Source organism: Micromonospora chokoriensis (assembly GCF_000718555.1).
GTDB lineage: Bacteria > Actinomycetota > Actinomycetes > Mycobacteriales > Micromonosporaceae > Micromonospora > Micromonospora chokoriensis_B.
Genome location: NZ_JOAN01000028.1, coordinates 1 through 23233, shown reverse-complemented (window position 1 = coordinate 23233; position 23233 = coordinate 1). Strand labels below are relative to the sequence as shown.

At 71.6% G+C, this 23233-nt stretch carries 23 protein-coding genes and 2 pseudogenes; 12 read left to right on the top strand and 13 right to left on the bottom strand.

All coding sequences use genetic code 11. The features are described from left to right. The first annotated feature begins 41 nt into the window (after positions 1–41). Positions 42–2018 carry an ABC transporter ATP-binding protein gene (locus IF46_RS0128870; RefSeq protein WP_030491552.1) on the top strand — a complete coding sequence of 659 codons (1977 nt, stop codon included), beginning with the start codon at positions 42–44 and terminating at the stop codon, positions 2016–2018. A gap of 21 nt (positions 2019–2039) precedes the next feature. On the opposite strand, the gene mug is transcribed toward IF46_RS0128870, so the two are convergent. The 6 genes from mug to IF46_RS0128840 all read right to left on the bottom strand — a co-directional run bounded on the left by mug (position 2040) and on the right by IF46_RS0128840 (position 6329). Further along, complete coding sequence (gene mug, locus IF46_RS0128865; protein ID WP_420063601.1) at positions 2040–2624, bottom strand: G/U mismatch-specific DNA glycosylase; 585 nt, start codon at positions 2622–2624, stop codon at positions 2040–2042. A gap of 20 nt (positions 2625–2644) precedes the next feature. Continuing rightward, a complete protein-coding gene (locus IF46_RS0128860) occupies positions 2645–3406 on the bottom strand; it encodes an SDR family oxidoreductase (RefSeq protein WP_030491550.1) in 762 nt (253 codons plus the stop codon). Continuing rightward, positions 3391–3939 carry a hypothetical protein gene (locus IF46_RS0128855; protein ID WP_232234208.1) on the bottom strand — a complete coding sequence of 183 codons (549 nt, stop codon included), beginning with the start codon at positions 3937–3939 and terminating at the stop codon, positions 3391–3393. Before IF46_RS0128855 ends, IF46_RS0128860 begins: the two co-directional genes overlap by 16 nt. After that, positions 3936–4754 carry a DUF692 domain-containing protein gene (locus tag IF46_RS0128850; protein ID WP_030491548.1) on the bottom strand — a complete coding sequence of 273 codons (819 nt, stop codon included), beginning with the start codon at positions 4752–4754 and terminating at the stop codon, positions 3936–3938. Before IF46_RS0128850 ends, IF46_RS0128855 begins: the two co-directional genes overlap by 4 nt. Further along, positions 4751–5674, bottom strand: coding sequence for a TIGR04222 domain-containing membrane protein (locus IF46_RS0128845; RefSeq protein WP_030491547.1), 924 nt, complete (start codon positions 5672–5674; stop codon positions 4751–4753). The genes IF46_RS0128850 and IF46_RS0128845 overlap by 4 nt, the downstream gene beginning before the upstream one ends. An 82-nt stretch (positions 5675–5756) precedes the next feature. Then, positions 5757–6329, bottom strand: a complete 573-nt coding sequence (locus tag IF46_RS0128840) for a TetR/AcrR family transcriptional regulator (RefSeq protein WP_030491546.1) — start codon at positions 6327–6329, stop codon at positions 5757–5759. Positions 6330–6406: 77 nt separating this feature from the next. On the opposite strand from IF46_RS0128840, the gene IF46_RS0128835 reads away from it, so the two are divergent. From IF46_RS0128835 to IF46_RS0128825, 3 genes are all read left to right on the top strand, one after another. Next, a complete protein-coding gene (locus tag IF46_RS0128835; protein ID WP_030491545.1) occupies positions 6407–7267 on the top strand; it encodes a carbon-nitrogen hydrolase family protein in 861 nt (286 codons plus the stop codon). 65 nt (positions 7268–7332) lie between these two features. Beyond that, on the top strand, positions 7333–7977 hold the full coding sequence (locus tag IF46_RS0128830) for an HAD family hydrolase (protein ID WP_030491544.1): 645 nt from the start codon (positions 7333–7335) through the stop codon (positions 7975–7977). A 180-nt stretch (positions 7978–8157) separates the two neighbouring features. After that, positions 8158–9090 carry a serine protein kinase RIO gene (locus IF46_RS0128825; RefSeq protein ID WP_030491543.1) on the top strand — a complete coding sequence of 311 codons (933 nt, stop codon included), beginning with the start codon at positions 8158–8160 and terminating at the stop codon, positions 9088–9090. Between the two features lie 45 nt (positions 9091–9135). Here the strand turns inward: IF46_RS0128825 and IF46_RS0128820 are convergent, their stop codons facing one another. Next, the gene (locus IF46_RS0128820) at positions 9136–9384 is read right to left on the bottom strand and encodes a DUF2630 family protein (RefSeq protein ID WP_030491542.1); all 249 of its coding nucleotides are present in this window, start codon (positions 9382–9384) and stop codon (positions 9136–9138) included. A gap of 311 nt (positions 9385–9695) precedes the next feature. Here IF46_RS0128820 and IF46_RS0128815 point away from each other — a divergent pair, with 311 nt between their 5' ends. From IF46_RS0128815 to IF46_RS0128785, 7 genes are all read left to right on the top strand, one after another. Beyond that, a complete protein-coding gene (locus tag IF46_RS0128815) occupies positions 9696–11033 on the top strand; it encodes a cytochrome P450 (protein ID WP_030491541.1) in 1338 nt (445 codons plus the stop codon). Beyond that, positions 11030–11947 carry a terpene synthase family protein gene (locus IF46_RS0128810; RefSeq protein WP_030491540.1) on the top strand — a complete coding sequence of 306 codons (918 nt, stop codon included), beginning with the start codon at positions 11030–11032 and terminating at the stop codon, positions 11945–11947. Before IF46_RS0128815 ends, IF46_RS0128810 begins: the two co-directional genes overlap by 4 nt. After that, positions 11940–13562 (top strand): prenyltransferase/squalene oxidase repeat-containing protein, encoded by a 1623-nt coding sequence (locus IF46_RS0128805; protein WP_051724245.1) that lies wholly within the window; start codon positions 11940–11942, stop codon positions 13560–13562. Before IF46_RS0128810 ends, IF46_RS0128805 begins: the two co-directional genes overlap by 8 nt. 124 nt (positions 13563–13686) lie before the next feature. Continuing rightward, positions 13687–16242: a nitrate- and nitrite sensing domain-containing protein gene (locus IF46_RS0128800; RefSeq protein WP_030491538.1), complete on the top strand. Its 2556-nt coding sequence runs from the start codon at positions 13687–13689 to the stop codon at positions 16240–16242. A gap of 89 nt (positions 16243–16331) precedes the next feature. Then, positions 16332–16754 (top strand): roadblock/LC7 domain-containing protein, encoded by a 423-nt coding sequence (locus tag IF46_RS0128795; RefSeq protein WP_030491537.1) that lies wholly within the window; start codon positions 16332–16334, stop codon positions 16752–16754. 8 nt (positions 16755–16762) lie between these two features. Then, positions 16763–17149 (top strand): DUF742 domain-containing protein, encoded by a 387-nt coding sequence (locus IF46_RS0128790; protein WP_030491536.1) that lies wholly within the window; start codon positions 16763–16765, stop codon positions 17147–17149. Beyond that, positions 17130–17741, top strand: a complete 612-nt coding sequence (locus IF46_RS0128785) for a GTP-binding protein (protein ID WP_030491535.1) — start codon at positions 17130–17132, stop codon at positions 17739–17741. Before IF46_RS0128790 ends, IF46_RS0128785 begins: the two co-directional genes overlap by 20 nt. 59 nt (positions 17742–17800) lie before the next feature. Here the strand turns inward: IF46_RS0128785 and IF46_RS0128780 are convergent, their stop codons facing one another. The 5 genes and pseudogenes from IF46_RS0128780 to IF46_RS0128760 all read right to left on the bottom strand — a co-directional run bounded on the left by IF46_RS0128780 (position 17801) and on the right by IF46_RS0128760 (position 22141). Continuing rightward, positions 17801–17992, bottom strand: coding sequence for a DUF397 domain-containing protein (locus IF46_RS0128780; RefSeq protein ID WP_030491534.1), 192 nt, complete (start codon positions 17990–17992; stop codon positions 17801–17803). Continuing rightward, a pseudogene (locus IF46_RS0128775) lies at positions 17983–18528 on the bottom strand (DUF5753 domain-containing protein); the annotation flags it as partial. The gene IF46_RS0128780 and the pseudogene IF46_RS0128775, both read right to left, overlap by 10 nt. A 15-nt stretch (positions 18529–18543) precedes the next feature. Then, positions 18544–18918: a type II toxin-antitoxin system VapC family toxin gene (locus IF46_RS0128770; protein WP_030491532.1), complete on the bottom strand. Its 375-nt coding sequence runs from the start codon at positions 18916–18918 to the stop codon at positions 18544–18546. Next, positions 18915–19169, bottom strand: a complete 255-nt coding sequence (locus tag IF46_RS0128765; RefSeq protein WP_030491531.1) for a type II toxin-antitoxin system Phd/YefM family antitoxin — start codon at positions 19167–19169, stop codon at positions 18915–18917. The genes IF46_RS0128770 and IF46_RS0128765 overlap by 4 nt, the downstream gene beginning before the upstream one ends. A gap of 119 nt (positions 19170–19288) precedes the next feature. Next, positions 19289–22141 (bottom strand): aconitate hydratase, encoded by a 2853-nt coding sequence (locus IF46_RS0128760; protein WP_030491530.1) that lies wholly within the window; start codon positions 22139–22141, stop codon positions 19289–19291. Between the two features lie 253 nt (positions 22142–22394). On the opposite strand from IF46_RS0128760, the gene IF46_RS0128755 reads away from it, so the two are divergent. Beyond that, positions 22395–23078, top strand: a complete 684-nt coding sequence (locus tag IF46_RS0128755; protein WP_051724243.1) for a DedA family protein — start codon at positions 22395–22397, stop codon at positions 23076–23078. A gap of 61 nt (positions 23079–23139) precedes the next feature. On the opposite strand, the pseudogene IF46_RS34605 reads toward IF46_RS0128755, so the two are convergent. Next, a pseudogene (locus IF46_RS34605) lies at positions 23140–23233 on the bottom strand (phytochelatin synthase); the annotation flags it as partial.

Here is a 23233-nt window from a genome sequence, read left to right as displayed (position 1 = left end):
CGGTCTGCCCGACAACCCGGAGGTGAGCGATGTCCAACCCGATGTCCGGCGGTGGCATGGCCGGGTGGAGCATGCTCCGGTCGATGCGCAACCGCGACGAGGTCTCCGCCCACCGGCTCCAGCGTGGGGTGGCCCGCCGCATCGTCGCCTTCGCCCAGCCCTACCGGCGCGACATCATCGTCTTCCTGATCACCGTGGTGCTCGCCGCGATCATCGGCGTGGCCACCCCGGTGCTCGCGGGCGATGTGATCAACGCGATCAACCGGGGCGGCACCGAGGCCGGCCGGCTGGTGGTGCGGCTGGCTCTGTTCATCGCCGCGCTGGCGGTCGCCGACGCGCTGCTCTCGCTGGCCCAGCGGTGGTATTCGGCCCGCATCGGCGAGGGCATCATCTTCAACCTGCGCACCCGGGTCTACGACCACGTGCAGCGGATGCCGTTGCAGTTCTTCACCCGTACCCAGACCGGCGCCCTGGTCAGCAGGCTCAACAACGACGTGCTCGGCGCCCAGCGGGCGTTCACCTCCACGCTCTCCGGTGTGGTCAGCAACGTCATTCAGTTGGTGCTCACCGCGGCGGTGATGTTCACCCTCTCCTGGCAGATCACCGCGCTCTCGCTGGTGCTGTTGCCGATCTTCATCATTCCGGCCCGTCGGGTGGGTCGACGGCTGGCGGACATCACCCGCGAGGCGTACAACCTCGACGCCAAGATGAACGCGACAATGACCGAGCGGTTCGGGGTGGCCGGTGCGCTGCTGGTGAAGCTCTTCGGCCAGCCCGAGATCGAGGCTCGCCGGTTCGCCGGCCGGGCCGAGCGGGTCCGCGACATCGGCATCCAGTCCGCGATGTACTCCCGCACGTTCTTCGTGGCGATGCTGCTGGTCGCCTCCCTGGCGCAGGCGCTGACCTACGGTCTCGGTGGCTGGCTCGCGGTGACCGGCGGCGTCAGCGCCGGCACCGTGGTGACGCTCGCGCTGCTGCTCACCCGCCTGTACGGGCCGCTCACCGCGCTCTCCAACGTCCGGGTGGACGTGATGAGCGCGCTGGTCTCCTTCGACCGGGTCTTCGAGGTGCTCGACCTGCAGCCGGGCATCGTGGAGAAGCCCGACGCGGTGCCGGTGCCCCGGGGCGCCGGCCGGGTGGACTTCCGGGACGTGCGATTCCGCTACCCGAGCGCCGCCGAGATCTCCCTCGCCTCCCTGGAGGAGGTCGCCACGCTCGACCGGACCGTCAACGAGCCGGTGCTCAAGGGGGTCTCGTTCAGCGTCGAGCCGGGGCAGATGGTCGCGCTTGTCGGCCCGTCCGGGGCGGGCAAGTCGACGCTGTCGATGCTCATCTCCCGGGTCTACGACGTCAGCGACGGGCAGGTGTTCGTCGGCGGGGTGGACGTGCGCGACGCCACGCTCGCTTCCCTGCGTGACGAGATCGGTGTGGTCACCCAGGATTCGCACCTGTTCCACGAGACGATTGCCGAGAACCTCCGCTACGCCAAGCCGGACGCCACCGACGACGAGATCTGGGCCGCACTGGCCGGCGCGCAGGTGGCCGACCTGGTGCGGGCGCTGCCCGATGGTCTGGACACCACAGTGGGGGAGCGCGGCTACCGCTTCTCCGGCGGCGAGAAGCAGCGCATCGCGATCGCGCGACTGCTGCTCAAGGCCCCGTCGATCGTGATCCTCGACGAGGCGACCGCACACCTGGATTCGGAGAGTGAGGCGGCGGTGCAGCGGGCGCTGTCGGTGGCGCTGGCCGGGCGTACCGCCCTGGTGATCGCGCACCGGCTCTCCACCGTGCGCGACGCCGACCAGATCCTGGTCCTGGACGGCGGGCGGATCGTCGAGCGGGGGCGGCACGACGAGTTGGTCGCGGTCGGCGGGCTCTACGCCGAGCTGTACCGGACCCAGTTCGCGGTCGCCGACTCGCCCCGGCCCTTCGTGGATGCGACCGGCCCCGAGCCGGTGGTCATGCCGCTGGGCACGTACGTCGCCGACGAGGCGATGCCGCCCGCCGCCGCGAATTGAGCTGGTCGAGGGGCCTAGGCATCAGGTGGGGCGGCGGTCCGGCAAACCGGTGGCCACCCGTAGTTCCGCGAACGCGGCGCCCAGCGTGACCGGCGTGAAGTGTGCGTTCAGGCCACTCGGATTCGGCAGCACCCACAGCCGGGCCCCGGCCAGCGACTCCGGCTGCGGCCCGAAGGTGGCTTTCGGCCGCTGAAAACCGATCCGGTACGCGGTCACCCCCACCACGGCCACCCAGCGCGGCCGGTACCGGTCCACCTTGTCGGTCAGGATCGCCGCGCCGGCGAGAAGTTCCTCGGCGCTCAGCTCGTCAGCGCGGGCGCTGGCCCGGGCAGCCATGTTGGAGATGCCGAGCCCGAGAGCTGGCAGCTCGTCCTGTTCGCTGGGGTGCAGCAGTCGGGGGGTGAACCCGCCTGTGTGCAACGCCGGCCAGAACCGGTTGCCGGGCCGGGCGAAGTGCCACCCGGTCGCGGCCGACCACAGGCCGGGGTTGATACCGACGAAGAGCACCGCCAGCCGTGGTGCGAGGACGTCGGGGATGGTCCGGTCCGCGGCAGCCGCCAAGTCCGCGCGGGTCGGCCGTGCCGTCCCGGGGGTCACCGCGCGCACAGCTCGGGCACTGGCGGGCGTCACAGCCCGCGCAGCGCGCCGCCGTCGACCGGCAGGGTGATCCCGGTGAGGTAGCTCGCGGCGGGGGAGAGCACGAACGCGGCCACCCGGCCGAACTCGGCGGGGTCGCCGATGCGGCGCAGTGGGATGCCGGCCTCCGCCTCGGTGCGGGCCTGCTCCGGGTCGCCGGCTGCGGAGAGGAGTTCCCGGTTGCGGTCGGTCATGATCCGGCCGGGCAGCAGGCCGACCACTCTGACCCCGCGCGGGCCGTAGTCGTCGGCGACGTCCTTGGCGGCGCCGACCAGGCCGGGCCGGAGAGCGTTGGAGATGCCGAGGCCGGGCACCGGGCCGCGGGCCGAGGTGGAGAGCACCAGCCCGATCGCACCACCCTCGGGCAGTGCGTTGGCGACCGTGCGGACCGCGCGGACGGTGCCCAGGAAGACGGTCTCGAAGGAGATCCGCCACTGCTCGTCGGTGACCGCCGCGGCGTTGCCCGGCGGTGGCCCGCCGACCGAGATCAGGGCGCCGTCGAGCCGGCCGAAGTGCTCCTGGGCGGCGGCGACGAGTTGTGTCGGGGTCTCCGGGTCGCTCAGGTCGCCGGTCAGCCCGACGGCGTGCTCCGGGCCACCCAGCTGCTTGGCGGCGGCAGCCACCGCATCCGGATCCCGGGCCGAGAGCACCACCCTCGCCCCATCGGCGACGAGGCACTGCGCGGTCGCGTAACCCAGGCCGCGGGAGGCGCCGGTGAGGACGTACACGCGGTCGGTCAGTCCGAGATCCATGAGGCCGATCCTGCCGTATCCGGCGCACCCTCGCCATGAAAGCTGGGTGCTGTCGATGGCCGTGGGGCGGGGCGCAGCAGGCGTACCCGGCCGGCGATCTGCACCGCGACGGCGCCGCCGGCGCGGCCCACCGCCGGCACCCGGCGCGGACGCGGCGCCCGGAGCCCGTCGTAGCGCAGGCGTGCCTCCCGGACGGCCAACTCCTCGGCGGCAGCCGGGGGGAGCGTGTGCTGGTCGTGCATTGCACGGGCCAGGTCCCAACCATCGCGTAGTGACCCGACGGTGGGTCGCCGGGCGGCCCAGTTGGCGAAGGTCGTCGACCACCCGGCACCGAGGCTGGCGGCGAGCAGCGGCCAGTGCCGGGCCACCTCGCCGGCCCGCTTGCGCAGCAGGGCCGCCCGGGTGGCGGCCAGCGGTCCCGGCGCGAACCCCGCCGGCGGTTCACCCCCGGCGACCAGCGCGGCGACCAGCGCGGCCTGTCGCTCGGCAAGCCCGGCCCGGGGCGGGGTCTCGCCGTCGGGTGCGCCCGTCATGTGACGGCCGGGTAGCCCGCGGCGGCGGCCAGGGCGTCCAGCTCGGCGCGGAGTTCGGCTGCCGGTGGGTAGTGGCCGTCTCGTTCCAGCAGCAGCGCCGGTGGGCGCTGCCGGGCACAGAGCGCGCCGACCAGCTCCAGCACCGCCGCCGGCACCGGGTCGGTGTGGGTGTCGTGGTAGTAGCCGCCGTGCTCCGCGCCGCCGGCCACGTGGGCGTACGCGACCCGCTCCAGCGGCAGACGGTCCAGCAGCGCGAGCGGGTCGGCACCCCGGTTGCGGGCGTTGGCGTGCACGTTGGCCACGTCCAGCAGCAGCAGTGCCCCGGTCCGGTCGAGGATCTCGGTGAGGAAGTCCGCCTCGTCGAGTTCGTCGTCGGGCCAGTCGACAAGCGCGGCGATCGGTTCCAGCGCGATCGGCACCGGCAACTCGGCCTGTGCCCGGGCCACGTTGGCGCAGACCGCGTCGACCGCTTCCCGGCTGCGCGGCAGCGGCAGCAGGTGACCGGCCTCCAGGCCGCCGGCCCGGACGAACGCGATGTGCTCGCTGACCAGCGGGGCGTCCAGGCGTTGCGCCACCGAGGCCAGGTGGGCGACCCGGGCCGGGTCGACCGGCTCGGCGCCGCCGAGGGAGAGCCGCACCCCATGCGGTACGACAGTCACCGCGCGTTCCCGCAGCTGTGCCAGCCCGTGCGGGAGCGGCCCGGACGACGGCACCCCCTCGGCCACCACCTCGACGAAGCGCAGGCCGGGCAGCTCGGCCACGAAGCCGGCGATCTCCGGACGCCAGCCGATGCCGACCCCGGACGGGCCGGTCATCCGCCGCACCCTCCGCCGCCGCCGCAGCCCCCACCACCGCCGCAGGAGCTGCCGCCGTCTCCACCGGAGCTACCTCCGTCGCTGTACGAGCCGTCGGAGCCGCCCGTCCAGCCGCTGCTGGACGCGGCCTGGCGCTGAATCTCGGCCTGCTCGGCGAAGCCCGGGTCGAGCGCCCAGAGCGAGGCGGTGCCGAACAGGGCCACGCCCATCGCCGCGCCGGTCGCTCCGTAGGTGGCGTAGGCCGGCGCGGAGGCCGGCGCGAGGTGGGTGTACTCCTGGCGGATGCCGCGCAGCGCGGCCCGGCCGGCCCGGGTGCGCAGGGGCACCCGGCGCAGCACCAGTACGGCGATCAGGAGCGGGACGAGGGTCAGCAGCAGGTAACCGACCGGGTGACCGCTGAACAGGCCGGAGACCAACCGGAGCACACCGATTCCCAGCAGGGCGATCATGATCGTCGCCCAGAAGCGGACGCGGGCCCGCTGCGTGTCGTTCGCCAGCAGCCCGCGCTGCTCCAGACCGTTGCGGAGTTGGTCCAGCGCGGTGCGTACCCGCTCGTCCTGTGGCAGATCCTTGACTCGCGAGTGCTGGTGGGCGGCCCAGTGGATGGCCTGGTCCAGCGGGGTGAGGCCGGTCGGCGCGGCACCGACGGTGGTCAACCGGCGGTCCGGTCGTACGCCGATCGCGCCGCTGCCGCGCAGCCCGCCGAGCGCGGCGTGCACGGCGAGCTCAGGTCCACCGTTGAGGTACGCGACCTGCTGCGGGCCGAGCGGGTCGGCCGTGGCAGCCGTGGGTCCGGCCGTAGGACGGAACCGTTGGTACACCGCGATCGCCACCACCACGACGGCGGTCAGGATGTAGTACCGGATGAAGGTCGGACCGGGGATGCCCCAGGTGTCGCCCGACGCGGCGTGGACGATCATCGACTGCTCCTGTCACCGAAGGGGAACGGCGGCCCCATTGTGGAGCAGCCCCGCCAGGGTCGGCGTACCGGTGTCGGCGCGGTCAGTGGCGGCGGACCGCCTCCTCGACGAGGTCGAGCACCGGGCCCAGGTCACCGGCCGGTCGGCCCATGGCCAGGTGCAGCACCAGGCCGTCGTAGGCCAACTCCAGGAACTGGGCCAGCACGTCGATCGGCACGTCCTCGCGCAGCACCCCGGCGTCGCGCTGGCGGGCCAGCCGGTCCCGGGTCGCCTCAGCGATCGCGGCGGACCGCTCCGCCCAGCGTTGGGCGAACGCCGGGTCGGTGCGCAGCCGCCGGGAGACCTCCAGTTGGCTGCCCAGCCAGCCGGTGGTGTCCGGGGAGACGGCGCGGGCGAGCAGGTCGCGCATCACCTGCACCAGACCGTTGCGCGCCACCGTCTCGACCATGGCCGCTGCGTCGTCCTCGGCGACGGCCAGGAAGAGCGAGTCCTTGTCGCGGAAGTGGTGGAAGATCGCGCCACGGGACAGGCCGGTGGCCTCTTCAAGGCGACGTACGGTCGCCCCCTCGTAGCCGAGCCGGGCGAAACACGCCCGGGCTGCGGCGAGGATCTCCTGCCGGCGCGCGTCGAGCTGGTCCTGACTTACTCTGGGCACACGTCGATCGTTGCAGGTCACCTCGGGCCATGCAAACCGTACGTACGGCTTGCTATGTCGCCGACTACCATCGCCCGGTGACCCAGCCCCGCCCCCTGCCCAACTCCCCGCTGACCGTGGCCACCGTTCAGGCCACCCCCACGCCGGGCGACGTCGCCGGCAACGCGGTCGTCGCCGCCGACCTGGTCCGCCAGGCTGCTGAGCTGGGCGCCCAGGTGGCCGTCCTGCCGGAGCTGTTCCTCTGCGCGTACCACCCGCCGACCCTCGCCGCCGACCCGGCCGGCACGGACGTCACGGCCGACCTCGCCGGTGCGGTCGCGGATCCCCGGCTCGACCCGCTGCGCGCCGCGGCGCGCGAGGCCGGCGTCACCGCGCTGGTCGGCGCGGCAGTCCGGCACTCCGACGGCCGGCGGACCATCGCCGCGCTGGTGGTCGACCGGGCCGGCGCGGTCCGGGTCGGGTACGACAAGCAGCAACTGTGGAGCGGCGAACGCGAGCTGTTCACCCCCGGCGATCGGGGTGCCACGCTCGTCGTCGACGACTGGCGACTCGGGCTGGGCATCTGCTACGACGGCTGTTTCCCCGAGCACGGCCGGGCCGCAGCCCTGGACGGCGCGCACGGTTACCTGTGCCCCAGCGGATATCTGGCCGGCTCCGAGCACCGCCGGGATCTCTACTACGCCGCGCGTGCCCTGGACAACACGATGTTCGTGGTCTTTGCCAACGCGGTCGGCGGCGTCGACCCGTGGCGGTTCAACGGCGGCGCGGCCATCTACGACCCCGAGGGGCGGGTGCTGGTTCGCGGCGCCGACGACGGTACGGCGGTGCTCGTGGCGACGCTGGACCCCGCCGCGCTCGCGGCCACCAGGGCGGCCCACTCGATGCTCGCCGATCTACTGCCGGACCAGGGCGGGCCTCGGGCGTCGATGCCTTGCTGAGCTCGTCGTCAGGTCGATACCTGCCGGATCTGTTGGCGGACACTTCGGTCCCGTAGGGTGCCCGAGTGCCACTGCTCCTGCTGGACCTGGACAACACCCTGCTGGACCGGGCCGGGCCGTTCCGCCGGTGGGGTGAGCGCTTCCTGGACAGCATCGGCGCCCCCCACACCGACATCGACTGGCTGGTCTCCATCGACGCCGACGGGCTGACCGATCGCTGGGATCTCGCCGACGCCATCCGGGACCGCTATGAGCTGCGCATACCCTCGATCGACCTGGTGGAGGAGCTGCACGACGGGGTGGTGGAGCAGACCCGGCTCGACCCGCTGACCGCCTGCGCGCTGCGGATCGCCGACGACGCCGGCTGGGTGCCGGTGGTGGTCTGCAACGGCACGGTACGCCTCGAGGACGCCAAGATTCGCCGGACCGGGCTGGACCAGTACGTCGCGGACTGGGTCATCTCCGAGGAGGCCGGCGTCAGCAAGCCCAACCCGCGAATCTTCGCGCTCGCCGCCCAGCGGGTCCGGATGCCGCTGCGCGGGGCGTGGGTGATCGGCGACAGCCCGGAGGCGGACATCGGTGGGGCCGCCGCCGTCGGGCTGCCCAGCGTCTGGCTGCACCGGGGGCGCACCTGGTCGGACGTCCGGTTCGCGCCGAGCCGCACGGTGGACGGGCTGATCGCCGCGGTCGCCACCGTCCTCGCCCGCTGAGGGTTCATCAGATCTTGCTGCGGTAATTCGGTTGACCGTCAGTCGCAGTGCCACGAACATTGTCCGCGCATCGTGCATCCCGGGCGTGCGCCCGGTCGAGGAGAGGGGGTCGGTCATGGCCGTCTTCGCAGGTCGCTTCCAGCCGCCTATCTCAGCCTCGACCAAGGGACCTTCACCACAGTGCGCGATCATGACCTTCCGGCGCTGGAGCGCCGGAGCCGCGGCAAGAGCCGCTTCGACGACGACGAACCGCAGTTTCTGAAGCGCGGGCGGCAGACCGAGCCGCCCGCAGACCTGGACAGCGAGCCCGACCCGGACACCGGCGAGCGCTGGTCGTCCTGGGACGACGCGGTGCACGGGCCGCAGCCGTACCCGGCCTGGCTGGTCACCGAGTTGGCCGCCAAGGACACCGAGCTTGGTGTGCTGAAGACCGGCAAGGAGGCGGACGTCCACCTGGTCCGTCGGGCGGTGCCTGACACCGACCGGTCCTGCCTGCTCGCGGCGAAGCGCTATCGCGACCCCGAGCACCGGCTCTTCCACCGGGACGCCGGCTATCTGGAGGGCCGTCGGGTGCGCCGGTCCCGGGAGAACCGGGCAATGGCCAGCCGGACGGCATTCGGCCGGCAGATGATCGCCGGGCAGTGGGCCGCAGCCGAGTTCGCCGCCCTCTCCCGGCTCTGGGAGATCGGCGCTGGGCACGACCGGATCGCCGTGCCGTACCCGGTGCAGTTGCGGGGCACCGAGCTGATGCTGGAGTTCGTCGGCGACGCCGAGTCGGGGGAGGCGGCGCCCCGGCTGGCCCAGTTGCGACCCGACCCGGTCGAGCTGCGTGACCTGTGGGCGCAGATGGTGGAGGCGCTGCGGGTGCTGGCTCGGGCCGGCTACGCACACGGCGACCTGTCGCCGTACAACCTGCTGGTGCACCAGGGTCGGCTGGTCGTGATCGACCTGCCGCAGGTGGTCGACGTCGTAGCCAACCCGCAGGGACCGGAGTTTCTGGCCCGCGACGTGCGGGTGGTCGGCACCTGGTTCGCGGCCCGTGGTCTGCCCACCGAGCAGGTCGACCCCGCCACGTTGACGGGGGAACTGCTGCGCGAGGCGGGCATCCGCTGACCGGAGCGGGTCGGGCGGCCACACCGCCCGACCCGCCCACACCGGCTACTGCAGGTAGCGCTCCACCTCGGGCTTGGGGCGTTCGCCCTGTGCGTCCGGGTCGCCGTGGGTGTCCCGGGCGGCCCGTCGGCGGCGCAGCAGGTCCCAGCACTGGTCGAGGGACTCCTCCAGGGCGCGCAGTCGCTCGCTGGTCTCGCCCTCGGTGCCCGACTCATGGGCCTGGGCGTCGGCACGCAGCTTGTGCTCCTCGTCGACCAGCTCGGAGATCCGGTTCAGGATGGTCTTGTCGTCCATGCCACAGAGCCTGGCACAGGGTGCCGGGCGTCGCCCGGATTCGGGGGTACCGGTGCGTCCCAGGTCACCGGCCGCACCGACCTGGGATATCGATGAGTGTGCCTGGGCGTGGATAGAAATTGCACCGTCCGCAAGTCTAGAGGTGCCTCGCGTTTGGTGAGATGCTTCCCGTCGGCCCAGAAGGTGAAAGTTTCATCAAACCTGTCCGACCGAAGTGGAGCGCTGCGGTCGCCGGGACGACGAGGAGACGTGGTTCGATGTCGCAGGTGTCCGAGGCGGGCCCCGCCACTGTCAGCACCGAACCCCGGACGATCCCACTGCGACGCGCACTGCCCGCACTGGTCCGCGATCCGCTCGGCGCCCTCGTCGACTTCGCGCAGGCCGCCGACGGCGAGGTCATCCGGCTGAACCTCGGCTCGTTCCGCCCCTATCTGGTCAGCCATCCTGAGCACCTGCAACGCGTCCTGCGGGACAACGTTGCCAACTACACCCGCGACGGCGACGGGTTGCTCTGGCGACCGGTGCGGCGGATCGTCGGGGACGCGATCCTGGTCGCCGAGGGTGAGATCTGGGAGTCCAGCCGAGGCGCTCTGCAACCGCTGTTCACCGCCAAGCGGGCCGAGACACTCGTCGACAAGATGGCCGAGGCGATCAACGAGGCGGTCGACGAGTGGCTCGAACCGGCCCGCGACGGCCGCCCGATCGACGGTGGCGCCGAGCTGACCCGGATCGTCCTGCGCACCACCATGCGAGTGCTCTTCGCCGACCGGATCTCGGTCCCCGACGCCTTGCGGATCAGCGCCGCGCTGAACGTCCTCACCACCGCGATGCTTCCCCGACTGCTGCTGCCCGCCGTGCCGTACGCGGTGCCGGTGCCGGGCGACCGGCGCTTCCGCGAGGCGGTGCGCACCATCGACGAGGTGGTGCTGCCGATCATCCGGGAGGCTCGGGCCCACCCCACCGATGGTGACGACATCATCTCCACCCTCTGCCGGCCGCGCGCCGACGGCAGCGAACCCGACGAGTACGCGATCCGCGGCGACGTGGTCGCGATGTTCTCCACCGCCACCGAGACCACCATCGCCCTGCTCTCCTGGCTCTGGCCGGTGCTGGCGTCCCGGCCCGACGTGGCCGAGCGGATGACCGACGAGATCGAGCGGGTGGTCGGCGCCGAACGGGTCGGCCGCGAACACCTGCCCCAGCTGCGCTACGGCCGGATGGTGCTCGACGAGATGCTGCGGCTCTACCCGGCCGGCTGGATGATCCCGCGTACCGCGGTCGGCGACGACGTGCTGGGTGGGGTGCGGATCAAGGCCGGTGGCACCGTGCTGGTCAGCCCGTACGTCACCCAGCGGATGTCGATGTTCTGGAACGACCCGGCGCTCTTCGACCCGGAGCGGTTCGCGCCGGAGCTGCCGCGGCGGCGCTACCGCTACTCCTACTTCCCGTTCGGCGGTGGCCCGCACCAGTGCCTCGGGCAGTACCTGTTCCTGCTGGAGGCGCAGCTCATCGTCAGCACCGTGCTGAGCCGCTACCGCTTCCGGCTGCGCGAACCGGCCGACCTCACCCCTCGGGTGGGCGCCTCGCTGCAACCCAGGCAGCGAGCCGAGCTGATCCTCACCCCGGTCGAGCGTCCGGTCGCATCATGACGGAGACCCCGCCACCGGCACGGGCCGGTCAGGACGCGGTCGCCGAGCAGGGCCGGGTGTGCGCACTCGCCGTGCGGGGCGTACGCGACCTGCAGGATGTCACCGCCGCCCACCCGGAGCTGTTCGACGCCGCGCCGTTCGACCCGGCGCTGCTCAGCTCGGTGGCCACCGTGGTCGCCTTCATCGCGCCTTGGCACACCGCCGCCGAACTGCGGATCACCACCCGTACCGTGCTCTGGGTCTTCGCGGCCGACTGGCAGGTCGACTACCTCGCCCAGTCCGTTGACGACGTCCGGCAGGTAGTGACCGACTGCCTGGCGGTGGCCGACGGCGCGGCGCCGCCACCGGGGCGACACCTGGCACGGCTGCTGGCCGACGTGCGCGACGAGCTGACCACCGTGCCGGCTTTCGCCCGGCTGCGCCCAATCTGGCGCGACGAGTTGGCCCGGATGCTCGCCGCCGCGGCTCGGGAGTGGGACTGGAAGAACCTGCCGACCGACCCGACCACCGGGCGACGGCTGCCGGACCTGGACCGCTACCTGGAGAACGCCGACAACTCTGGCAGCTCCTTCGTCAACGTCACCCACTGGATCGCCACCGGCGACGAGAAGACCCTCGCCCAGCTGACCGACCTGCTCGACGCCGGACGTGGCGTGCAGCGGGTGCTGCGGCTGGTCAACGACCTCGCCACCCAGGCGCGCGACGCCGAGTGGGGTGACCTGAACGCCCTTGCGCTGGTCGACGACCCGGCGCAGGTGCACGAACGGCTGGCCGAGCTGACCGCCCGGTCCCGGGGCGACCTGGCTGCCCTCGCCCAGCGGTGCCCCCGCCAGGCGGACTACCTCAACCGGCAGATCTCCTTCACCGGCGGCTTCTACCAGCTGTCGGACTTCTGGGGGGCCCGCGATGAGTGACGGCGCCACCCGGCTGCTCGCCAACGCGGCGACCGTCGGCGACCCGGCCGCCGACGCCGCCCGCGAGCTGGTCGCCGGCCTTGCCCTGCGGCCGTGGGGGCAGGTCGCGGCATCGGTGTACGAGACCGGACGGCTGGTCGCCGACGCCCCCTGGCTGGCCGGGCATCACAGGCGGATCGCGTTCCTGTTGCGCAGCCAGCGCCCGGACGGGGCGTGGGGCCCACCCGAGGGGTACGCCCTGGTGCCGACGTTGAGCGCCACCGACGCGCTGCTGGCCGCGCTGGCCGCCGGTGCGGCCGGGACGGACCTGCTCGCCCCGGTGGCTCGGGGGCTCGGCGCGCTCGTCGGCACGCTGCTCCCCGTCGACGCACGAAGACTGCCGGACACCCCCGCGCTGGACCTCATCGTCCCGGCGCTTGTCGACACGATCAACGACCGGCTCGCCGGGCTGGATCGGGCCACCGCCGACCGGCTGCCCCGCCCGCCGTTGCCGCTGCCCGCCGGTCTCAACCCGGGCCGGCTGCGCGCGGTGCGGTCCGCGGTTGCCGCCGGGGCGGCGCTGCCACCGAAGCTGGCCCACTTCTACGAGATCCTGGACGCGGCACCCGCCGATGCCGGCCCCACGCTGACCGCGGTCGGCGCCTCGCCGGCCGCGACCGCGGCCTGGCTGACCGCGGCCGGCCCGGCCGCCGGCCCCACCGCGCACGCGTTCCTGCGGACGTTGATCCGCGACGGAGGTGGCCCGGTGCCCTGCCCGGCCCCGATCACCGTCTTCGAGCGCGCCTGGGTGTTGAGCGGCCTGCGCCGTGCCGGGATCACGGTCAGCCCACCGAACTCCGTCCTGGAGAGTCTGACCGCTGCCACCACCGGCCAGGGCATCGCCACCGGCGACGGCCTGCCGACCGACGCCGACACCACCTCGGTCTCGCTCGACGCGCTGGCCCGACTCGGCCATCCGGCCGACCCGGCCAGCCTGTGGGCGTACGAGACGGCCGACGGCTTCTGCACCTGGCCGGGGGAGGACGAGGACGGCTTCTCGGTCACCACAAACGCCCATGTGTTGGACGCCTTCGGTCAGCACCTGACCCGGCATCCGGACGCGGACGCGCGCTATCACCGAACGGTTGACAAGCAGAGCGTGGTGCTGCCCGGGCATCAGCGCGCGGACGGGGCCTGGCAGGACCGCTGGCACGCCTCGCCGTACTACGCCACCGCCTGCTGCGTGCTGGCACTGGCGGAGTTCGGCCGGGGTGCCGCTGCCGCCGAGGCGGTGGATCGGGCGGCCGGTTGGGTGCTGAACAGCCAGCGCCCGGACGGCTCGTGGGGGCGGTGGGGCGGCACCGTCGAGGAGACCGCGTACGCCCTGCAGGTGCTGTTGGCGGTGCCGACGACGGTGCCACGGGTCGACGACGCGGTGGCCCGTGGGCACGCCTACCTGCACGAGTCGGCCACCGGGGAGCACCCTCCACTGTGGTACGGCAAGGAGCTGTACTGTCCGACAAACATCGTTCGCGCCGCCGTGCTCGCCGCCTGCCGTCTAGCCGGCAATCGTGCCTCCGACGTCGACCGATCGGTCATGGATTGCGGTGACCAGGCAACAAAAACAGCAACTTGAGGGGTTGTGTGGACACTGCTAGCGTACGCAGAGCCTCAGCCCCGGATGCCCCGCTGCGGTGGGACGTCGCCCCCTCTGATCACCCGTTGATGAGCTGAGTCAACGCCCGGCCTGGGACGGTTCAATGCGTTCTCGCGGTACGAGTATCCGCACCAAGGTTGTCGCCCTGCTGCTCTCCCTGGTCGCGCTCTGGATGTTCGCGGCATGGGTGACCCTGCGCGATGGCTTCAACCTGCTCGGCGTCCAGCTGATCAACAGCAAGGTCTACACGCCGAGCGAGCCGCTGTTGCAGGAGCTCCAGTTGGAGCGACGGTTGACCCAGACGTACCTGAGCAGCCCCGAGGCCGCGCAGCGGACGGCACTCGAAGCCGAACAGCGCAAGGCCGCGGAGTTGGCCGCCGACTTCGCCGCCTCGGTGCGCAACTGGCAGGTCGGCATCGCCGGCAGCTCCGATCTGGACACCCAGCTCGACCTGACGATCGCCCAGATCAACGCGTTGGAGCAGACCCGCGCCGAGGTGCTGGACCGCAAAATCGACCGGATCGGCGCCGCCGAGGCGTACACCGACGCGATCGAGTCGATCTTCCAGATCTACGACGTGACGGGCAGCCTGGACGACAAGCAGATCGCCGGCGAGGCGGCAGCCCTGATCCAGCTCAACCGGATGAAGGAGCTGGTCTCCCAGGAGGACGCGCTGCTCAGTGGCCTGTTCGGCAACGGTCGGATGAGTGGGCCGGAGTACGCCCGCTACGTCAGCCTGGTCGCCGCCGAGCGGTTCCTCGGCGAGGAGGTCCAGGCCCGCCTCGCCGACGCCGACAAGCGCCGTTACCAGCAGCTCGTCGAGGGGGAGACGTTCACCCGCCTGCGCGCCGTGCAGGACAGCATCATCCGCGAGGGTCGGCCGTCGACCCAGCTGCCGCTCGGCGCCGAGCAGTGGCGGGGCACGGTAGAGCCAGCGCTGGCCGAGGTGAACGACGCGGTCACCGCCGGCGGCGAGGGCATCGTGGACCGGGCTACCGGCGTGGCCGTGATGGTCGTCGTCCGACTGGTGCTCGCCACCGGTCTGGGTCTGCTCGCCGTCATCGCCTCCGTCGTCGTCTCGATCACCACCGCGCGGAACCTGCTCCGCCAGTTGGACCGGCTGCGTGAGGCCGCCTGGCAGCTCGCCGACGAGCGGCTGCCCCGGGTGGTGGAGCGGCTCGGGCGCGGCGAGGAGGTCGACGTGGCCACCGAGGCGCCCCCGCTGGAGTTCGGCACCGACGAGATCGGCCAGGTCGGCAAGGCGTTCAACGCCGTTCAGGAGACCGCCCTGCGGACCGCCGTCGAGCAGGCCGACCTGCGTCGCAACGTTCGCGAGGTCTTCCTGAGCCTGGCCCGACGTACGCAGGCACTCGTGCACCGTCAGCTCACCCTGCTCGACGCGATGGAGCGCCGCGAACACGACGCGGAGGAGCTGGAGGACCTGTTCCGGGTCGACCACCTGGCCACCCGGATGCGGCGTAACGCGGAGAACCTGATCGTGCTCTCCGGCTCCACCCCCGGTCGGGCCTGGCGACGCAACGTCCCGATGGTCGACGTGGTGCGCGGTGCCGTGGCCGAGGTGGAGGACTACACCCGGGTCAACGTGCTGCCGCTCGGGCCGGTCTCGCTGGCCGGCCGTGCGGTCGGTGACATCATCCACCTGCTGGCCGAGCTGATCGAGAACGGCCTGTCGTTCTCGCCGCCACACACGACGGTCGAGGTCCGCGGTCAGCTGGTCTCCAACGGCTTCGCCATCGAGATCGAGGACCGGGGCCTCGGCATGAGCGAGGAGGACCTGGCCGCGGCGAACCACCGGATCGTCGACCAGTCCGAGCTGAACCTCGCCAACGCCGCCCGCCTCGGGCTGTACGTGGTGAGCCGGCTGACCGAACGGCACGGCGTGCGGGTACGGCTCAAGGAGTCCGCGTACGGCGGCACCACCGCTGTCGTGCTGATCCCGCTGGAGCTGGTCACCGAGGTCGGGGCGTCTCCGGAGGACTCCGGCTCGTTCCGGGCCGGTTCGGCCATCCCGGTCCCGTCGGCGCCCGCAATCGACGCCGGCCGTCCGGCTTTCCTCGCACCGCTCGCGCTCGCCGCACCGACGGCCACCGCTGCGGACGCGCCGGTCACCTCGGCGGCGGTGGTGTCGGCCGACACCAGCACCGCGACGGACGAGGAGGTCGAGGTGGATGCCGTCCTCCCCACCCGACAGCGGACCACCCCGGGCAGCGGCACACCCGAGCTGCCCACCCGCACGCGACGTGGCCCAGGTCAGCCAGCCCTGGAGGCCCCGACCGTGCCCACCGGCCTGCCCGCCGTCGAGCGCACCCGACCGGACAGCCGGGACGCAGAGCCGGCCGTGGCCGGCGACGGTGGTCCGGTGCCAGCCCGCGCCGAGGCGGAGCGGACCGACTCCGGCCTGCCCGTCCGGGTCCGACAGGCGAACATCGTTCCGGAGTTGCGAGACGACCCGGCGGTGTCGGAGACCGATGACGAGGATGTGGTGCGCCCACCGGAGCAGGTCCGCCGGATGATGAGCTCCTACCAGACCGGCACGCGACGTGGGCGGACCGACGCGGCTCGGCTGGTCGGTGGCGCCTCCGGCGCCCCGGCGGCGGAGTCGACCGAGCCGACCGACGACGATCCACAAGCGACCTGACCGAACACCGAGGACGCGGGTTCCCGCGTGGTGTGACGGTCAAGCCCAGACGAACGCGGCGCAGAGCCGGGCGAGAAGAGGACGACGAAGTGACCCAGAAGACGGCTTCGAGCGCCGACCTGACGTGGTTGCTGGATGACCTGGTAGGTCGGGTGAAGCAGGCCGAACACGCGGTCGCGCTCTCCACCGACGGCCTGATGATGGCCTCCTCCCAGGGGTTGAGCCGGGACGACGGCGAGCACCTGGCGGCGATGGCGGCCGGCATCCAGAGCCTCGCCCGAGGCGCTGGCAAGCGTTTCGGTGGCGGGCAGGTGCAGCAGACCATCATCGAGATGCAGTCGTCGTTCCTGTTCGTCACAGCGGCCGGCCGCAACGCCTGCCTGGCGGTGCTGGCCACCGAGGACGCCGACGTCGGCCTGATCGCCTACGAGATGGCGATGCTTGTCACCCGCGTCGGCAAGTACGTCGCTTCACCATCGCGCGGCACCGAGCAGCAGGTCGGCGAGAGGTAGCGGCGGCGATGACGGTCCAGGGAGAGTCCGCAGAACATCAGTGGGTGGATGACCATGCGGGTCCGGTGGTGCGTCCATACGCGGTGACGCGCGGCCGGGCCCGCCCGGTCACCGGCACATTCGACCTGATCTCCCTGGTCACGGCGACCCGAGCCGAGGTCACGCCCGAGGTCGGTCTCGGTCCTGAGCATTTGGCGATCGTCGGGCTGTGCCAACGCATACAGTCCGTCGCCGAGATCGCCGCCCATCTTGACCTGCCGGTGGGCACCATCCGGGTGCTCCTCGGCGATCTGGCGGCCCGCAGCCTGGTGCAGGTCCGCGAGCCGCAGACCACGGCCGGTCTTCCCGACAACAGCATCTTCGAGGCGGTAATCAATGGACTACGGGCACTCTGACCGGCCGGCGGGAGCGACCCCACTGCCCACCGCGATCAAGATCCTCGTCGCGGGCGGCTTCGGCGTGGGCAAGACGACCATGGTTGGCGCGGTCAGCGAAACCCGGCCGTTGCGCACCGAGGAGGTGCTGACCGAGACGGGGGTCGGCATCGACGACCTGTCCGGGGTGGAGGGTAAGACCACCACGACCGTGGCAATGGACTTCGGCCGGATCACCATCAGCGACGACCTGGTGCTCTACCTGTTCGGTACGCCGGGGCAGGACCGGTTCTGGTTCGTCTGGGACGAGCTGGCGTTGGGTGCGATCGGCGCCGTGGTGCTGGCCGACACCCGCCGGCTCGCCGACTGCTTCCCGTCGATCGACTACTTCGAGGGCCGGGGTACGCCCTTCGTGGTGGCGGTGAACTGCTTCCAGGACGCCCGGCAGTACCGGCTCGACGAGGTGCAGGCCGCCCTGAACCTGGACCCGGGCGTGCCCGTGCTGCTCTGCGACGCTCGGCAGCGGGAGTCCAGCAAGGAGGTGCTCGTCACGCTTATGGAGCACGCCATGAAGACCCGCGAGGCCCGCCGCCGCGCCGCCAGCGGGGACTGACCAAAGCTCTGACCTCAACGGCCCTCGGCGAATCGCCGAGGGCCGTATGAGTGCAACGGTCAGCCCTGCTGCTTGGCCATCGCCAGGAATCGGGCCCAGGCCGCCGGGTCGAAGGCGAGCGCCGGACCGGCCGGGTCCTTGGAGTCACGTACGCCGATGACGCCGACGAGGTTGTCGGCCACCTCGACGCAGTCACCGCCGTTGTTGCCACTCTTGCTGCTCTTGCGCCACCGAGCGCCGGTCAGGTCCATGATGCTGCCGCTTCTCTGAGGAGATTGCGGGACTGTGCACGCGACAGGGCTCCGTCGCGAATGCGTTCCCACCGTCGATCGAGCGTAGCAACGTCGGCCGCCTTGTCGATGAGCTGCGCTTGCGCCTGGCTGTCGACATGCGCGACCCGTGCCCCGTCCGGCATCTCGGCCACGGTGAACGGCCCGCCGAGGCCCGGATACATGCCGACGTCGGCGGGCACCACGAACAGCGACACGTTCGGCAGCGCGGCCTGCTCGGCCAGCCGCTCGCACTGCTCCCGCATCATGGCCCGGTCGCCGTCGAGGGTGCGCCGGAGGACTCCCTCGTCGAGGACGGCGACGAGCAGCGGCGGGCGCTCCCGGCGCAGAATGGCCTGTCGACTCAGCCGGGCCTCGGCGAGATCGTCGGCCTCGGCCGGCGTCAACGCCTCGCCGACAAGCGTCGCCAGCGCGTACGCCTTCGTCTGAAGGAGGCCAGGTATCCACGCGAGCTGAAACGACCGCAGCGACAGCGCCTCGCGCTCGATCTCGGCCCAGCGAGCGGATGAGGTTCACGCCACCAGGATCGGTACGTCGTACTTCTGGATGCGGTCGTCCCGGGTGACCAGGGTCAGCCCTTCGTGCAGGGCCTGCGCGACCAACATCCGGTCGAAAGGATCCCGGTGGATCAGCGGCAGCCGACCAGCCGCGATGGCGTGATCGTGGTGGATCGGGAGTTCCCGCAGTTCGGCGTCACGGAGCCGTTCGGCGAGGTCGGCCGGGCCGGCCAACTTGCCCAGCGACTGTTTGATCGCGACCTCCCACAGCGTGACCGGGCTTAGGTACACATCGGGTTCGGTGTCGATGCGGTCCTTGATGTCCGTGGCGAGGACCGGGTCGTCGGTCAGCCACCAGAGCACCACGTGCGTGTCGAGTAAGAGCCTCATCCGGACAGCCCGAAGTCGCGAGCGACCTCGTCGTTGACCTCGTCGGAATCCCAGTCACCGGTGAGATCCAGCGCACCGCGCAGCGACCCGCGACCGGTGCGTGTCGTACGACGAAGAGGAATGACCTTGGCGACCGGGTTACCAGCCCGGCTGATCACGATCTCCTCGCCGTGCTCGACCCGTTCGATGATGCGTGACAGGTTCGTCTTCGCATCGTGGATGTTGAACTGCGCCGCAGCTTCACCGGCCACCGTGGCACCCCCTTAGCTAAGAGGTTAGCCCGTGGCAGGGCCCGGCACGAGGAATGACCCGGGAACGACGCAGGCTCCCTCCCGCCGAGGGCGGGAAGGAGCCTGCGGACGTCGGTACGTCAGTTGGCGATCATGCGGCGCAGCACGTACTGCAGGATGCCGCCGTGCCGGTAGTAGTCCGCCTCACCGGGGGTGTCGATCCGCACCACGGCGTCGAACTCGACGCCGGTGTCGGTGCTGACCTGCACGGTACGCGGGGTCTCACCATCGTTCAGGGCGGTCACCCCGGTGATGGTGAACGTCTCGGTGCCGGTCAGGCCGAGCGACTCGGCGGTGACGTCCACCGGGAACTGCAGCGGCAGCACGCCCATCCCGATGAGGTTGGAGCGGTGGATCCGCTCGTACGACTCGGCGATGACCGCCCGGACGCCCAGCAGCATCGTGCCCTTGGCCGCCCAGTCCCGCGACGAGCCCGAGCCGTACTCCTTGCCGGCCAGCACGACCAGCGGGATGCCGGCCTCCTGGTAGGCCACGGAGGCGTCGTAGATCGAGGTCTGCTCGCCGGTGAGGTGGTTGACGGTGAAGCCGCCCTCCACCCCGGGCACCAGCTGGTTGCGCAGCCGGATGTTGGCGAAGGTGCCCCGGATCATCACCTCGTGGTTACCCCGGCGGGAACCGTACGAGTTGAACTCGTGGCGCGGCACACCGTGCTCGGCCAGGTACGAGCCGGCGGGGGAGTCCGCCTTGATCGCGCCAGCCGGCGAGATGTGGTCGGTGGTCACCGAGTCACCCAGCTTGGCCAGCACCCGGGCAGCGGCGATGTCGACGACCGGGCTCGGCTCCTGCTGCATGCCCTCGAAGTACGGGGGCTTACGCACGTAGGTGGAGTCGTTCTCCCAGGCGAAGGTGTCGCCGGTCGGGGTCGGCAGCGACTGCCACCGCTCGTCGCCGGCGAAGACATCGGCGTACGCGGCACTGAACCCGGTGGCGCCGATCGCCTGGGCGATGACGTCCTGGATCTCGGTGCTGTTCGGCCAGATCTCGCGCAGGTAGACGGGGTTGCCCTCGGTGTCCTCACCGATCGGCTCGTTGGCCAGGTCGATGTCCATCGTGCCGGCCAGGGCGTAGGCGACCACCAGCGGCGGGGACGCCAGGTAGTTCATCTTGACGTCCGGGTTGATCCGGCCCTCGAAGTTCCGGTTGCCGGAGAGCACCGAGACCACCGACAGGTCGTGCTCGTTGACCGCGGCGGACACCTCCTCGGGCAGCGGGCCCGAGTTGCCGATGCACGTGGTGCAGCCGTAGCCGACCAGGTTGAAGCCGAGCTTGTCCAGGTACGGCGTGAGGCCGGCCCGCTCGTAGTAGTCCATGACGACCTTGGAGCCCGGGGCCAGGGTGGTCTTCACCCACGGCTTGCGGGTCAGGCCCTTCTCCACGGCGTTACGGGCCAGCAGCGCGGCACCGATCATCACCTGCGGGTTGGACGTGTTGGTGCAGGAGGTGATCGCGGCGATCACCACGGCGCCGTGGTCCAGCTCGTACTCCACGCCGTCGGCACCCGTGACCCGGATCGGGTTGCTGGCCCGGCCGCCCGCGCCGACCGCCGCGGTCTCCAGGTCACGCGGCTCGTCGGCCGGGTCACTGAACTCGTTGGCCGGCGGGTCGCTGGCCGGGAACGACTCGGCGCTGGCCTCGTCGGCCGGGCCGTTGGCGCCGCGCGGCAGCTCCTCGCGGGGCACACCCGGCTTGAGGTCGCGCTCACCGACGGAGTCGTCGGCCACGTAGTCGGTCAACGCCGAGCGGAACAGCGTCTTCGCGGCGCCCAGCGGCACCCGGTCCTGCGGGCGCTTCGGGCCGGCGAGCGACGGCTCGATGGTGCCCAGATCCAGCTCCAGGCGCTCCGAGTACTCCGGCTCGGCCGCCGGGTCGTGCCAGAGGCCCTGCTCCTTGGCGTACGCCTCGACGAGCGCGACCTGCGCGGCGTCGCGGCCGGTCAGCTCCAGGTAGCGGATCGTCTCCGCGTCGATCGGGAAGATCGCCACGGTGGAGCCGTACTCCGGGGACATGTTGCCGATGGTGGCCCGGTTGGCCAGCGGCACGGCGCTCACGCCGGGGCCGTAGAACTCGACGAACTTGCCGACCACACCGTGCTTGCGCAGCATCTCGGTGATGGTCAGCACCAGGTCGGTGGCGGTGGTGCCGGCCGGCATCTCGCCGGAGAGCTTGAAGCCCACCACCCGGGGGATCAGCATGCTGACCGGCTGGCCGAGCATCGCGGCCTCGGCCTCGATGCCGCCGACGCCCCAGCCCAGCACGCCCAGGCCGTTGACCATCGTGGTGTGCGAGTCGGTGCCGACCACGGTGTCCGGGTACGCCTGGCCGCCCCGCTCCATGATGGTGCGGGCCAGGTACTCGATGTTGACCTGGTGCACGATGCCGGTGCCCGGCGGCACGACCTTGAACTCGTTGAACGCGGTCTGACCCCAGCGCAGGAACTGGTAGCGCTCCTTGTTGCGCTCGTACTCCAGCTCGACGTTGCGGGCGAACGCGTCCTCGCGGCCGAACAGGTCGGCGATCACCGAGTGGTCGATGACCAGCTCGGCCGGGGCGAGGGGGTTGACCTTGCTGGCGTCGCCGCCGAGGTCACGCACGGCCTCGCGCATGGTGGCCAGGTCGACCACGCAGGGCACGCCGGTGAAGTCCTGCATCAGGACCCGCGCCGGGGTGAACTGGATCTCCACGCTCGGGGCGGCGGTGGAGTCCCACGCGCCGAGCTGGCGGATGTGGTCGGCGGTGATGTTCGCGCCGTCCTCGGTCCGCAGCAGGTTCTCCAGCAGGATCTTCAGGCTGTACGGCAACCGGGCGTGGCCGTCCACCTTGTCGATCTTGAAAATCTCGTAGCTCGCGTCTCCGACGCGTAGCTGGGTCTTCGCACCGAAGGTGTCGAGGCTCGCCACGTCGTACTCCTTCACACCAGCGACCGTGAGTAGTCCTGAGCAGTCTGTCGCACCGGTCGGGGTGCCGCCGAGGTTAGGTGACACTTACCGCCGATATCCGTTCTCAACAAAACCGTACGTCCGTCTTGCTATCTGCGCAACCTGACGCCACGGTTCGGGACCCCGCTGTCTTCCTGCTTCCTTTCCGCGCGGCTGGACGCGGTCCACGGCCACCCCGCGTCGTCCGGTCGGCGCGGTAGGGTCGGGGTCGATTTGGAAGGGGTGCCGAGTGATCGACGTTCAGCACTGGCTCTCGGCGCTGCCTCCGGGCGTGGTCTATCTGATCGTCGCCGGGGTGATCGGCGTGGAGAGCATGGGCGTCCCGCTGCCAGGCGAGATCGTCCTGGTCAGCTCTTCCCTGCTCGCCGCCGCCGGGGTGGTGGAGCCGGAGTGGGTGGCCAGCGCGGCGGCGTTCGGCGCCATCGTCGGCGACTCCATCGGGTACGCCATTGGCCGCCGCGGCGGTCGTCCGCTGCTCGCCCGGTTGGGCAAGCGGTTCCCCAAGCACCTGGGCCCGGCGCAGCTCGCCCGTGCCGAGCAGAGCTTCGCGCGGCACGGCGTCTGGGCGGTGTTCTTCGGCCGGTTCGTGGCACTGCTGCGCATCCTGGCCGGGCCGCTCGCCGGCGCGCTGCACGTGCCGTACCGCCGCTTCCTGGTGGCGAACGCGGCCGGCGGATTGGTCTGGGCCTTCGGTACGACGTACCTGCTCTACTCGGTTGGTCGGGCAGCCGAACACTGGCTCAAGGACATCTCCTGGGCCGGGCTGGTCCTCGCGGTGCTCGCCGGGCTCGGCAGCACCTGGTGGCTGCGCCGACGTGCTCACCGCATGGAGTCGGCCGAGGTGACTCCCGACGTCGAACCGGCTGCGTCGGCTCCCGACGCCGAGTCGGTCCGCGTGGGCGGCGAGCACTGACTTAGTCACACCGAAGGGCCGCCCCGTGGGGCGGCCCTTCGGTGTGTGTTGTGGCCGTGGGTCAGCTGGTGGAGTAGCCGCGGGTGGCGATCCAGTCGGCGAGGTGCTCGACGCTGATCCAGTAGGAGGCCATGTTGGGGTCGGCGGAGTCGGCG

Bases quoted from the DNA above. Each gene is read 5' to 3' on its own strand.
- IF46_RS0128870 (WP_030491552.1), top strand. From the start codon at position 42: ATGTCCGGCGGTGGCATGGCCGGGTGGAGCATGCTCCGGTCGATGCGC.
- IF46_RS0128860 (WP_030491550.1), bottom strand. From the start codon at position 3,406: ATGGATCTCGGACTGACCGACCGCGTGTACGTCCTCACCGGCGCCTCC.
- IF46_RS0128855 (WP_232234208.1), bottom strand. From the start codon at position 3,939: ATGACGGGCGCACCCGACGGCGAGACCCCGCCCCGGGCCGGGCTTGCC.
- IF46_RS0128850 (WP_030491548.1), bottom strand. From the start codon at position 4,754: ATGACCGGCCCGTCCGGGGTCGGCATCGGCTGGCGTCCGGAGATCGCC.
- IF46_RS0128845 (WP_030491547.1), bottom strand. From the start codon at position 5,674: ATGATCGTCCACGCCGCGTCGGGCGACACCTGGGGCATCCCCGGTCCG.
- IF46_RS0128820 (WP_030491542.1), bottom strand. From the start codon at position 9,384: ATGGACGACAAGACCATCCTGAACCGGATCTCCGAGCTGGTCGACGAG.
- IF46_RS0128810 (WP_030491540.1), top strand. From the start codon at position 11,030: ATGACGGAGACCCCGCCACCGGCACGGGCCGGTCAGGACGCGGTCGCC.
- IF46_RS0128805 (WP_051724245.1), top strand. From the start codon at position 11,940: ATGAGTGACGGCGCCACCCGGCTGCTCGCCAACGCGGCGACCGTCGGC.
- IF46_RS0128800 (WP_030491538.1), top strand. From the start codon at position 13,687: ATGCGTTCTCGCGGTACGAGTATCCGCACCAAGGTTGTCGCCCTGCTG.
- IF46_RS0128790 (WP_030491536.1), top strand. From the start codon at position 16,763: ATGACGGTCCAGGGAGAGTCCGCAGAACATCAGTGGGTGGATGACCAT.
- IF46_RS0128785 (WP_030491535.1), top strand. From the start codon at position 17,130: ATGGACTACGGGCACTCTGACCGGCCGGCGGGAGCGACCCCACTGCCC.
- IF46_RS0128780 (WP_030491534.1), bottom strand. From the start codon at position 17,992: ATGGACCTGACCGGCGCTCGGTGGCGCAAGAGCAGCAAGAGTGGCAAC.
- IF46_RS0128770 (WP_030491532.1), bottom strand. From the start codon at position 18,918: ATGAGGCTCTTACTCGACACGCACGTGGTGCTCTGGTGGCTGACCGAC.